This window comes from Micromonospora sp. MA102, from assembly GCF_025460765.1.
In the GTDB taxonomy this organism is placed as follows: Bacteria; Actinomycetota; Actinomycetes; order Mycobacteriales; family Micromonosporaceae; genus Micromonospora; species Micromonospora halotolerans.
Map to the genome: position 1 here is coordinate 18384 of NZ_JAMWEG010000016.1, position 11753 is coordinate 30136.

Below are 11753 nucleotides of genomic sequence, written 5' to 3' on the forward strand. Positions count from 1 at the left end.
GCCGTCAGGGGGTGCGGACGGCGTCGAGGGCGAGCAGGGCCACGTGGAGCGAGAGGCAGGCCTCCACCGAGTCGAGGTCGACCTCCAGGATGCGGCCGATGCGGGCCAGCCGCTCGTAGAAGGCCGGGCGGGACAGGTGCGCCGCGGCGGCCGCCGCGGACTTGTTGCGGCCCTGTTCCAGGTACGCCCGGAGGGTGCCGAGCAGCTGTTCCCTCGGGTGCTGGGCGTCGTACGCCAGCAGCCCGCCCAGCTCGCGCTCGACGAAGGTCTGCAACCGCGGCTCGTCCCGGAGCAGGTGCAGCAGGCCGGCCAGCCCGACGTGCGGCAGCCGGAAGTAGGGCAGGTCGCGCCGGTCCCGGCGGGCCGCCTCGGCGAGCTGCCGGGCCTCCACCAGCGAGCGGCGGGCCTCCCGCAGGCTGCCCACCCCGGAACCCGCCGCCACGATCAACGCGGGGCCGGCCGGGCGCGGGCGGGACGCCGGGTCCGCGGCGCGCACGGCGCCGGCGGCCACCGTCCGGGCGGCCGGTTCGCCGGGGCGGGTGGAGCGGGGCGCCGGCGGCCGGGGCGGGTCGGCGTCGAGGCGTACCCGGCGCAGCGCGGCGGCGAACGCGGCGAGCGCCTTCTCCTCCGCGGCCGGGTCCGGCAGCGCCAGCAGCGCGCCCACCGCCTGGTCGTCGACGGCGCTGGTCAGCGCGGTGAGCTTGGCCTCGCGCAGCGCCTGGCCGACCGCCTCGGCGAGGTCGCGCAGCCGGGCCTGGCCGGCGTCCGGGCCGGTGTCGGAGCCCGACCCGCCGCCCTCGCCCGGGTCGTCGGCCCGGTGCCGCACCACCACGCCGACCAGGTGCCGGCGGTCCAGGGTCACGCCGAGCGCCTTGGCGCGCAGCGCCACCTCGTCCACCGGGCGGGAGTGGTCGATCAGGGCGGTGAGCAGGGTGCGGTGGATCTGCCGTTCCAGCCCCTCGGCGTCGCGCCGGATCAGCCGGCCCAGGGCCAGGGTGGAGGCGGCCCGCTCGATCAGGATGGTGAGCCGGGTGGGCGGGGTGGCGTCCGTCCCGGGACCCCGGTGCGGTGCCGGCCCGCCGTCGACCGGGATGCCGCCGGTGGGACCTGCCGCCAGGTCGGTCGCCCCGGCGGTGTCCACCGGTTCCAGGTGCGCCCCGGCCCGCGTCGGGACCGCGCCGCGGGTGGTCAGCTCGGCGCCGGCCGGCCAGCGCAGCAGCAGCCGTCCCCAGTCCTGGCCCCGGGCGCCGACGGTGGTCACCAGCCAGCCGCTGTCCGGGTCGTACGCGGTCCGCCCGGCCGGCCGGATCCGCCGGGAGTGCTGCTCCCAGCCGTCCAGGAGCAGCTCGGCGCTCTCCCCCGCCGGGTCGTACGCGAGCACCTGCCGGGACAGGTTCTCCAGCACCACCGGGCAGCCGGCCAGCTCGGCGGCCTGCCGGACCACCTCGGCCGGCTCGGCGCCCTCCACGGAGAGCTCGGTGAACCGCTGGTGGATCTCCTCGGTGGCGCGCAGCTCGGTGAGCTGGGCGTCCACGATCAGCGCGTGCACCGCCTCGGTGATCCGCACGAACGGGGTGGCCCGGCGCAGCTCGACCAGGGGCAGCCCGCGCCGCTCGGCGGCGGCCGCCATCACCCGGGGCACGGCGCTGACGTAGCGCCGGCCCAGCTCCACGACCAGCCCGGAGACCCCGACGTCGGCCAGGTCGCCGATGAACGCCCGTAGGCCGGCGTCGTCGGCGGGCAGCCCGATCCCGGTGGTGAGCACCAGCTCGCCGCCCCGGAGCAGGGTGGCGATGTCCGGCACCTCGGCGACGTGCACCCAGCGCACCGGCCGGTCCAGGCCCGCGTCCCCGGCGACGAGGCGCGGCGCGCCGTGGCGCACCGGCACCAGGGCGAGCACCTCACGGACGGTAGGGAACACGGGCGACACGCTACCCTGCGTCACCGCCGATGCCGAGCGTGCCGGGCCGCCCCGGCGGTCACAGCGGGTCGTCGCGGCCCAGCTCCCAGCAGGCCACCGCGGTGGCGGCGGCCACGTTGAGCGAGTCCACCCCGCGCCGCATCGGGATCACCACCCGCACGTCGCTGGCGGCCATGGCGGCCCCGGTCAGGCCCGCGCCCTCGGCCCCCATGAGCAGGGCCGCGCGGGCCCGCTGCCCGGCGTCCAGCCGCTGGATCGGCACCGCGTCCGGGGCGGGCGTCATGGCCAGCACGGTGAAACCCGCCGCCCGGACCTGGCCGAGCGCGTCGGGCCAGGGCTCCAGCTTCGCGTACGGGATGGCGAAGACCTCGCCCATGCTGACCCGGACGCTGCGCCGGTAGAGCGGGTCGGCGCAGGTCGGCGAGAGCAGCACGGCGTCCACCCCGAGCGCCGCCACGGCCCGGAAGATCGCACCCAGGTTGGTGTGGTTGTTGACGTCCTCCAGGATCACCACCCGGCGGGCGGTGGCCAGCACCTCGGCGGCGGACGGCAGCGGCTTGCGGCGGAACGAGGCGAGCACGCCCCGGTGCACGTGGAAGCCGGTGGCCCGCTGGAGCACCTCCTGGGTGGCCGCGTAGACGGGGGTGTCCCCCGTGTCCAGGTCGGCGAGCTGGTCCACCCGCTTGGCGTCGACCAGGTACGACCGGGCCGGGTAGCCGGCCCGCAGCGCCCGCCGCAGCACCAGCTCCCCCTCGGCGATGAACAGCCCGTGCGGGGGCTCCCAGCGGGTGCGCAGCTCCACGTCGGTCAGCGCGCGGTAGTCGGCGATCCGGTCGTCGTCGGGGTCGGTGATCTCGTGGACGGGCACCGGACGATTCTGCCTGGTCCGCCCGTTCGGTCCGGCACGGCCCGGGTTTCCGCCGTCCCGGGCGGGGAACGGAGCCCGGGAAAGCGGACAGCGACGAAGGGATCACCACGATGAGCGCGGACCCCACCGGCGACGGCCGGCTGCCCCGGGACGCCACGGTCGCCGACTACATCGTGGCCCGGCTGGCCGAGTGGGGCGTGCACCGCTACTACGGCTACCCCGGAGACGGCATCAACGGCATGACCTCGGCGCTGCAACGCGCCGCCGGGCGGGCCGAGTTCATCCAGGTGCGGCACGAGGAGACGGCCGGCTTCGCGGCCAGCGCCCACGTCAAGTACGGCGGCGGTCCGCTCGGGTGCGTGGTGGTGACCAGCGGCCCCGGCGCCATCCACGTGCTCAACGGCCTGTACGACGCCAAGCTCGACCACCAGCCGGTGGTGGCCCTGCTCGGGCACACGGCGCTGCCCGCCGAGGGCGGCGGGTACTACCAGGAGGTCGACCTGCTCGCCCTCTACAAGGACGTGGCGTCGGCCTTCCTGGCCCAGCTCGACGACCCGTCGCAGGCGCGGCACCTGGTCGACCGGGCCTGCCGGACCGCCCTGGCCCGGCGTACGGTCACCGCCCTGGTGCTCCCCTCCGACGTGCAGGACGTGCCGGCGGTGCCGGAGCCGCCGCACGCGCACGGCTACTACCACACCAGCGCGGTGCCCAGCAGCATGCCGACCGTGCCGCCCGAGGAGGAGGTGCGCCGGGCGGCCGAGGTGCTGCGCGGCGGCGAGAAGGTCGCCATGCTGGTCGGGCAGGGCGCCCTCGGCGCGGAGGACGAGGTCCGCCGGGTCGCCGACCGGCTCGGCGCCGGGGTGGCCACCGCCCTGCTCGGCTTCGCCGCCGTCGACCACCGGGAGCCCTGGGTGACCGGCGCGATCGGCCTGCTGGGCAGCCGCCCGAGCTGGCAGCTCATGCAGGAGTGCGACCGGCTGCTGATCGTGGGCAGCAACATGCCGTACTCGGAGTTCTATCCGCCGCAGGGCAAGGCCCGGGCCGTGCAGGTCGACCTGGACGGCAGCCGGATGGGGCTGCGCTACCCGACCGAGGTGAACCTGACCGGGGACGCCGCGCCGACCCTGCGGGCGCTGCTGCGGGAGCTGGGCACCGGGCCGGTGCCGACCGCCTGGCGGGCCACCCTGGCCGACGCCACCGCGAAGTGGCGGCGGTCCCAGCGGGAGGTGGCCGAGCAGGCGGCCGACCCGGTGAACCCGCAGCTGCTCTTCGCGACCCTGGACGACGCCCTGCCGGACGACGCCATGCTGGCGGTGGACTGCGGCACGGCGACCGCCTGGTACGCCCGCCACGTCCGGGTCCGCCCCGGGATGCTGGCCAGCCTCTCCGGCACCCTGCTCTCGATGGGCGGCGCGATGCCGTACGCCATCAGCGCGAAGTTCGCCCACCCGGACCGCCCGCTGGTCGCGCTGATCGGCGACGGCGCCATGCAGATGAACGGGGTCAACGAGCTGATCACCGTGGCGAAGTACTGGCGGGAGTGGGCGGACCCGCGGTTCGTGGTGCTGGTGCTCAACAACCGCGACCTGTCCTTCGTGAGCTGGGAGCAGCGCTCCGGCGAGGGCACGCCGATGTTCCCGGCGAGCCAGGACCTGCCGGACGTGGCGTACCACCGGTGGGCGGAGGTGCTGGGGCTCGACGGCGTGCTGGTCGACTCCCCCGACCAGGTGCCCGACCTGTGGCAGCGGGCGCTCACCGCCGACCGGCCGGTGGTGGTGAACGCGGTCGTCGACCCGGCGGAGCTGATGCTGCCCCCGCACTTCACCGCCGAGCAGGCCCGCAAGACGGCCGCCGCGGTGCTGCGCGGGGACAGCGACCGGACGGAGATCGTCCGGCGCGGTCTGCCCTCGGTCCTCGCCACGTACCGTCCCCGCCGCCGGGGGCGGTGAGGAGTCACGCCCGCTCGTAGCGCAGCAGCACCGACCGGCCGTCGAAGCCCCGGGTGCCGGTCAGCCGCAGGTCGAGGCGCTCCTTGCCGGGGAAGACGGGGCTGCCCCCGCCCAGCACGACCGGGTGCACCACCACCTGGTACTCGTCGACCAGCCCCAGCTCGGTCAGCGCCGCCGCCGCGCCGGCCCCGCCGGTGAGCAGCAGGTCCGCACCCGGCTGCGCCTTCAGCTCGGCGACCTCGGCGGCCAGGTCGCGGCCGATCACCCGGGCGCCGTACTCGGCGCTCTCCAACGTCCGCGAGATGACGATCTTCGGGGTGCGGGCCCAGACGGGAGCGAACGCCACGTCGTGGGGGTCCTGGGAGATCTGGTCGACGCGCGGCCAGTACCAGGACATCATCTCCCACACCTTGCGGCCGTAGAGGAAGGCGTCGGCCCGGTCGGTCAGCTCCATTGAGTACGCGGACAGCTCCGGCCCCATGACCGGCCAGTCGAACTCCCCGTTCGGCCCCTCGATGAAACCGTCGACCGACTGGTGCACCCAGTAGACGAGCTTGCGCATGGTGTCCTCCGCTTCCGGTGGCGCCTGGCGGCGCGCTTCACCGGTGGGTCGGAGCCGGCCGGCCGGATCCGACCGGCGGCGGAGAACTTTTTCGAGGAGTGCCCGGCCAGACGGGGTGGCGCAGCGGGTAGGGGCCCTGCCTTCCCGGTCAGCCGCGGTCGCGGCCCTGGAGCCAGCGGAGCAGGTCCGACGGCAGGTCGCGGTCCTGGTCGCGCCGCTCGGGACGCGGGGTGGGGCGCGGCTGCGGGCGCTGCGGGTCGCCGGCCAGCTCGCGGCTCGGCGCCGTGAAGTCCTTGACCGGCTTGCCGTCCACCGCCGTCCGGATCACCCGGGCGACCGCGTCGATCACCCTGGCCTGCACGGCCGAGCCGACCAGGTCGGTGGCGTCGTCGGGGTTGGCCGCGATGCCGGCCACGGCCACCTGCGGGGTGAACCCCACGAAGGTCTCGGTGGCGTTCTGCTCGGAGCTACCGGTCTTGCCGGCCACCGGGCGGTCGACGATCCCGTTCACGGAGGTGGCGGTGCCACCGTTGCACTGCCCGTACGCCGACTGCTGGCCGACCGGGCACCGGGCCGCGTCGGTGGCCGCGCGGGCCACGTCGGCGTCGAGGGCCTTCCGGCAGGAGGGCTGGCCGACGCCGACCTTCTCGCCGTTGGCCGCGGTCACCGAGACCACCGGCAGCGGAGTGCAGTAGGTGCCCTCGGCGGCCACCGTGGCGTACGCGTTGGCCAGGTCGAGCGGGGTGGTGGCGGCGACGCCGAGGGTGAACGCGCCCCAGTTCTCGGCGTCGTCCTTGGCGAAGGCGGCGTCGGAGTCGGCCCGGAAGGTGATGCCGAGTCGCTGCGCCATCTCCACCACCTTGTCCTCGCCGACCTGCTCGGCCAGCCAGACGAAGTAGGTGTTCACGGAGCGGCCGAACCCGTCCCACATCATCCGGTAGCCGTCCATCCACTCGGGGTTGGCGTTGGCCGGGCACCACTTGCCGGCGCAGTTGCCCTCGGCGTCGGAGGCGTAGCGGGTGGGCAGCTTGGCCGGGGCGTCGAAGCCGGTGGCGAGCGGCTTGCCGGCCTCCAGGGCGGCGAGCATGGTGAACAGCTTGAACGTCGAGCCGGCCTGGTAGCCGTCGACGCTGGCGCCGCCGGAGATCAGCGGGTTGACGGTGTTCGGGTGGTTGGCCTGCCCGGCCGGGTTGTCGGCGAGGCTGTAGTGCCGGTTGACCGCCATGGCGAGCACCCGGCCGGTGCCCGGCTCCACCGCGGCGATCGGCAGGGCGCGCTTGTTGCCGTAGCCGTAGACGCTGGTGGCCTGCTTCTGGGCGGTCTGCTGGATCTTCGGGTCGAGCGTGGTGACCACGCGGTAGCCGCCCCGGCGCAGCGCCTGCTCGCGCTCCTTGACGGTGTTGCCGAAGGCCGGCTGGGTGAGCCACCACTGGCGCAGGTAGTCGCAGAAGAAGCCCCAGTCGTCGTGCCCCTGGGCGACCGAGGTGCAGCCGTTGGGCTGGGCGGTCGGGTGGAGGGTGAGCGGCTCCGCCTTGGCCGCGGCGGCCTGCTGCGCGGTGATCGCGCCGGTCTCGGCCATCGAGTCGAGCACGTACCCCCGGCGGGCGAGCGCCTGGTCCTCGTCGCCGTCGATCGGGCTGTACTCGTCGGGCGACTGGACCAGGCCGGCGAGCAGCGCCGCCTCGCCCAGGGTCAGGCCGGCCGGGGCCTTGCCGAAGTAGCGCTGGCTGGCCGCCGCGACGCCGTAGGCGCCGGAGCCGAAGTACGCGATGTTGAGGTAGCGGTTGAGGATCTCGTCCTTGCTGAGCGTCTTCTCCAGCGCGTTCGCGTACCGGATCTCCTGGAGCTTGCGCCCGACGGTCTGCTCGGTGGCGGCCTGCCGCTCCTCGGCGGTGCGGGTCGGGTCGGTCTTGAGCACGTTGCGGACGTACTGCATGGTCAGCGTCGAGCCGCCCTGCTCGGTGCCGCCGCCCTTGACGTTGGCCACCAGGGCGCGGGCGATGCCGCGCAGGTCGGCGCCGCCGTGCGAGTAGAAGCGCCGGTCCTCGGCCGCGATGATCGCCTGCCGCATCACCGGGGCGATCTCGGCGAGGGGGACGTCGCTGCGGTTGACGTCGTAGAACGTGGTGATCAGGGTCTTGCCGTCGTTCGCGTAGAGGTAGGAGCGCTGCGGCTGCGCGGGGGTACGCAGCGCGTCGGGCAGCTCCGCGTACGCGCCCAGGCCGGCCTGGGCCGCGAGCCCGCCGAGCAGCCCGCCGGGAAGTGCGGCGACCGCGAGGACGAGCCCGGCGAGCACGCCGGCGAGGAGCACGGTGAAGAGCCGCGACAGCGGCGACCGGGGAGACGGCATGGACACCAGGATTGCCGCGAATGCCACCAACCGGCCACCCCGCCAGGCAACTGTCAGTTACCTCACGGCAGCCTCCCAGCTCGCCGTGACCCGCTGTTCATGAGGTTGACGGCGATGTGGATCTCCTTGAGTGCCGCCAACCTCATGATCGACCGCGCTGGGCGGTGGGAGCGGTCAGCCTGCGGCCAGGGGGCCGTTGGGGGGTGGGGCGGGGGTGGCCGCGACGCTGGCCGCGACGGTGTCGCGGGCGATCGTGGCCGGGACGAGGCGGCCGGAGCGGTAGCCGATGCCGATCCCGGCGATCAGCACGAAGATCGCGCCGAAGGTCTGCAGCGAGCCGATCAGCGCGCCGCCCAGGCCCAGCAGCGGGGCGGCGATCATCAGCATGACGCCGTCCCCGTACGAGAACATCCCGGAGCGGGCGACCGACCAGCCGGTGAGGAACCAGCCCAGGCTGTAGAAGGTGGCGCCGACCAGGACCAGGGTGCGCGCGGTGGTGCCGAAGACCGGCGCCTGCTCGGCCAGCCCGGCGAAGGGCAGCATCAGGACCATCCCGCCGATGCTGGCCAGCAGCCCGACGAGGGCGATCCGCCGGCACCGGGTGGCGGCGAGCAGGCCGGCGAGCGCCAGCAGGGCGAGCAGCCCGAGCCAGACCGCGGCCACCCAGCCCACGAGGTAGAGCGGCTGGCCCTCCGCCGGGTACGGGTCGTTGCCCACCCCGCCGTCGCTGGCCAGCGCCACCAGGCCGTAGAGGACCGCGTACGCGGGCAGCAGCCAGACCGCCGCGCGGGCGAACCGGCGGACCGACCAGGCCCAGCTCGCGTCGGTGGCCGGGGCGGCCGGCCCGGGCTCGGAGACGAACGGCAGCACCCCGAACCCGCCCCCGGTACGCCGGCTGCCGAGCGGCCCGGCCGGATCGTGCGCGCCCGGGACGGGAGTCCTGGAGAACAGCCGGTTCGCCGGATCCTTCATGCGCCACCTCGCTCACTGTGCGGGCGGCGCGGGACGCGCAACGGCGCCCCGGTCCTGGTCACCACCCGTCCTCAGACCGATGGTGGCAGGCGCCGGGGCGCCGTATGAGCGATTCTCGGATTTGCCGGCGGCCCTCCGTCAGCCCCGTTCGCGCTGGTCCGACGGGTCGTTGAGCAGGCTCTGCGGGGAGACCGGCTCGGGCGCCGGGAGCCCCTGCGGGGCGTTGCCGCCGGTGGCCTGGGCCTCGGCGACGCGTACCTCGTTGTGGATCTCCTGAGCCGCCGTGGCGGCGGCGTGCGCGGCCTCGGCGGCCTCGCGCTCCACCTCGCTGGCGCTCTTGGTGGCCTCCGGCGACGGGACGTCGCCGACCATGTTGGCCAGCCCGCCGAGCGCGCCGCCCATGCCCTCCAGGGCCTTGGTCAGCTCGGTCGGGACGATCCAGACCTTGTTGGCGGTGCCGTTGGCGATCTGCGGCAGGGCCTGGAGGTACTGGTAGGCGAGCACCTTCTGGCTCGGGTTGGCCTGGTGGATCGCGTCGAAGACCGTCCGGATCGCCTTGGCCTGGCCCTCCGCCTGGAGGATCCGGGCCTGCCGGTCACCGTCGGCACGCAGCACGGCGGCCTGCTTCTCGCCCTCGGCCGTGAGGATCTGCGACTGCTTGTGGCCCTCGGCGTTCAGGATGGCGGCGCGGCGGTCCCGCTCGGCGCGCATCTGCTTCTCCATCGAGTCGCGGATGCTCGGCGGCGGCTCGATCGCCTTGATCTCGACCCGGGTCACCTTGATGCCCCACCGGCCGGTGGTCTCGTCCAGCACCCCGGAGAGGTGCCGGTTGATCTCCTCGCGGCTGGTCAGCGCCCGCTCCAGGTCCAGCGAGCCGATCACGTTACGCAGGGTGGTGACGGTGAGCTGCTCGATGGCCTGGAGGAAGTTGGAGATCTCGTAGGTGGCGCGGACCGAGTCGACCACCTTGAAGTAGAGCACCGTGTCGATCGAGACGACGAGGTTGTCCGAGGTGATCACCGGCTGCGGCGGGAAGCTGACCACCTGCTCGCGCATGTCGACCTTGGTGCGCACCGCGTCGACGTACGGCACCAGCAGGTTCAGGCCCGGGTTCAAGGTCCGCTTGTACTTGCCCAGCCGCTCCACCACGTCCTGGCGCTGCTGCGGGACGATCCGCACCGCCTTCACCAGCGTCACCACGACGATCACGGCGACGGCGATCAACAGGATCGCTGCAAACTCCATATCTTCACCTTTTCCCTTCGGGCATTCCGCCCGGGGTGGAAATCTCGTCCTGCCAGACCAGGGCGGTCGCGCCCCGGACCTTTATCACCTGCACCCGCTCGCCCACCGCGTAGCTGCGCGTCGCGTCGTACGCCCGGGCCGTCCACAGCTCACCATCGATCTTGACGAGGCCCCGCTCGGCGTCGACCGGCTCCAGCACCAGCGCGCTGGACCCCTCGATCGCCTCGACCCCGAACGGCTGGTCGCCGCTCTCCAGCGCCGGCATGGCGTGCCGCTTGATGACCGGCCGCACCAGGGCCACCGACAGCGCGGAGACCACCGCGAAGACCAGCGCCTGGAGCGCGACGGGCGCGCCCAGCGCGGCGGCCCCCGCGGCGGCGAAGGCCCCGGCCGCGAACATGATCAGGAAGAGCGTCGTCGTGAAGATCTCGGCGACCGCCAGCAGCACACCCAGCACGATCCAGAACACGGCGTCCACCCTTAGATCGTGACACGCCGACGCACACAACAACGACCCGCATGATCACCTAAGCTCGGCAGCGCGCCGACGACCGCCGAGGAGGACCCATGGCCCTGCTGCCCGAGACCGCCCGACAGGTGGACCTGCTGGTCGCGCGGGCCCAGTCGGAGGGGCGCGGCCCCTCGCTCGCCCTCGGCGTGGTCCGGGACGGCGACCTGGCACACGTCGCCCTCGCCGGCGAGCAGCCCCGCCCCGACGCCGACCTCCAGTACCGGATCGGCTCGATCAGCAAGACCATGACCGCCGTGCTGGTGCTGCAGCAGCGCGACGCCGGCCGGTTGGACCTGGACGACCCGCTGGACCGGCACCTGCCCGCCACCCCGGTCGGCGCGCTCACCGTGCGCCAGCTGCTCGGGCACGCCAGCGGCCTGCAACGGGAACCGGACGGGCAGTGGTGGGAGCGGACCGCGGGCACCGACCTGGCGACCCTGCTCGCCGGGCTCACCCCGGCGAAGATCGCCCACCCGCCGCACCGCCTCTACCACTACTCGAACCTGGCGTACGGCCTGCTCGGCGGGGTGCTGGAGCGGCTCACCGGCACGCCCTGGGCCGACCTGCTGCGGGAGCGGCTGTTCGAACCGCTGGGCATGCGCCGCACCACCTACCACCCGACCGAGCCGTACGCCCGCGGCTACGTGGTCCACCCCTGGCACGACACGCTGCGGGAGGAACCCCGCACCGACACCGGGGCGATGGCGCCCGCCGGCCAGCTCTGGTCGACCGTCGAGGACCTGGCCCGCTGGGCCGCCTTCCTGGCCGACCCGGCCCCGGACCTGCTCGCCCCGGCGACGCTCACCGAGATGTGCGCGCCCGTGGTGATCAGCGACCTGGACGCCTGGACCGGCGGACACGGGTTGGGTGTGGAGCTCTACCGGGTCGGCGACCGCGTGTACGTGGGCCACGGCGGCTCGATGCCCGGCTACGTGGCCGGCCTGGCCGTGCACCGCCCCACCCGCACCGCCGTGGTCGACTTCGCCAACTCGTACGGCCTGCGCGGCCACCACATCGTCGGGCTGGCCCGGGAGGTGCTCACCCGGGTGCTCGACGCCGAGCCGGCCGCGCCCGCCCCGTGGCGCCCGGCCGCAGCGCCGGCCGCCGACCTGGTGGAGCTGACCGGCCGCTGGTGGTGGATGGGCAACGAGTACGAGTTCCGTGTGGACCCGGCCGGTGACCTGGTGGGCGGCCTGGTGGGCAACCCGCAGCTCCGCTTCACGCCGGAGGCCCCCGACCGCTGGCGCGGCCGATCCGGCTCCCAGGACGGGGAACTCCTCACCGTCGTCCGCGACGACGACGGCCGCCCGGTCGCCCTCGACATCGCCACCTTCGTCTTCACGAGAACCCCCGAGCAGGAACCCTGACCGGCGCG

At 74.5% G+C, this 11753-nt stretch carries 9 protein-coding genes; 2 read left to right on the forward strand and 7 right to left on the reverse strand.

Annotated features, from left to right (window positions below):
- Positions 1-4 precede the first annotated feature (4 nt).
- The gene (locus NFX44_RS25745) at positions 5-1930 is read right to left on the reverse strand and encodes a PucR family transcriptional regulator (protein WP_262286179.1); all 1926 of its coding nucleotides are present in this window, start codon (positions 1928-1930) and stop codon (positions 5-7) included.
- Between the two features lie 49 nt (positions 1931-1979).
- Positions 1980-2789: an RNA methyltransferase gene (locus NFX44_RS25750; protein ID WP_262286180.1), complete on the reverse strand. Its 810-nt coding sequence runs from the start codon at positions 2787-2789 to the stop codon at positions 1980-1982.
- Between the two features lie 110 nt (positions 2790-2899).
- Between NFX44_RS25750 and NFX44_RS25755 the strand changes: the two genes are divergently transcribed.
- Positions 2900-4738, forward strand: coding sequence for a thiamine pyrophosphate-requiring protein (locus NFX44_RS25755; protein WP_262286181.1), 1839 nt, complete (start codon positions 2900-2902; stop codon positions 4736-4738).
- Between the two features lie 4 nt (positions 4739-4742).
- On the opposite strand, the gene NFX44_RS25760 is transcribed toward NFX44_RS25755, so the two are convergent.
- The 5 genes from NFX44_RS25760 to NFX44_RS25780 all read right to left on the reverse strand — a co-directional run bounded on the left by NFX44_RS25760 (position 4743) and on the right by NFX44_RS25780 (position 10345).
- Entirely contained in the window at positions 4743-5300 is a 558-nt protein-coding gene (locus NFX44_RS25760; protein WP_262286182.1) for a dihydrofolate reductase family protein, read from the reverse strand.
- A 148-nt stretch (positions 5301-5448) separates the two neighbouring features.
- Complete coding sequence (locus NFX44_RS25765) at positions 5449-7650, reverse strand: transglycosylase domain-containing protein (RefSeq protein ID WP_262286183.1); 2202 nt, start codon at positions 7648-7650, stop codon at positions 5449-5451.
- Positions 7651-7824: 174 nt separating this feature from the next.
- Positions 7825-8622, reverse strand: a complete 798-nt coding sequence (locus NFX44_RS25770) for a hypothetical protein (protein ID WP_262286184.1) — start codon at positions 8620-8622, stop codon at positions 7825-7827.
- Positions 8623-8760: 138 nt separating this feature from the next.
- Positions 8761-9867, reverse strand: a complete 1107-nt coding sequence (locus NFX44_RS25775; protein ID WP_262286185.1) for an SPFH domain-containing protein — start codon at positions 9865-9867, stop codon at positions 8761-8763.
- 4 nt (positions 9868-9871) lie between these two features.
- Positions 9872-10345 carry an NfeD family protein gene (locus NFX44_RS25780; protein ID WP_262286186.1) on the reverse strand — a complete coding sequence of 158 codons (474 nt, stop codon included), beginning with the start codon at positions 10343-10345 and terminating at the stop codon, positions 9872-9874.
- 89 nt (positions 10346-10434) lie between these two features.
- Here NFX44_RS25780 and NFX44_RS25785 point away from each other — a divergent pair, with 89 nt between their 5' ends.
- Positions 10435-11745 carry a serine hydrolase gene (locus NFX44_RS25785; protein ID WP_262286187.1) on the forward strand — a complete coding sequence of 437 codons (1311 nt, stop codon included), beginning with the start codon at positions 10435-10437 and terminating at the stop codon, positions 11743-11745.
- Positions 11746-11753 lie beyond the last annotated feature (8 nt).

Excerpts from the sequence above, each read along its gene's own strand:
- NFX44_RS25755 (WP_262286181.1), top strand. The coding sequence starts at position 2,900 with ATGAGCGCGGACCCCACCGGCGACGGCCGGCTGCCCCGGGACGCCACG.
- NFX44_RS25760 (WP_262286182.1), bottom strand. The coding sequence starts at position 5,300 with ATGCGCAAGCTCGTCTACTGGGTGCACCAGTCGGTCGACGGTTTCATC.
- NFX44_RS25765 (WP_262286183.1), bottom strand. The coding sequence starts at position 7,650 with ATGCCGTCTCCCCGGTCGCCGCTGTCGCGGCTCTTCACCGTGCTCCTC.
- NFX44_RS25770 (WP_262286184.1), bottom strand. The coding sequence starts at position 8,622 with ATGAAGGATCCGGCGAACCGGCTGTTCTCCAGGACTCCCGTCCCGGGC.
- NFX44_RS25775 (WP_262286185.1), bottom strand. The coding sequence starts at position 9,867 with ATGGAGTTTGCAGCGATCCTGTTGATCGCCGTCGCCGTGATCGTCGTG.
- NFX44_RS25785 (WP_262286187.1), top strand. The coding sequence starts at position 10,435 with ATGGCCCTGCTGCCCGAGACCGCCCGACAGGTGGACCTGCTGGTCGCG.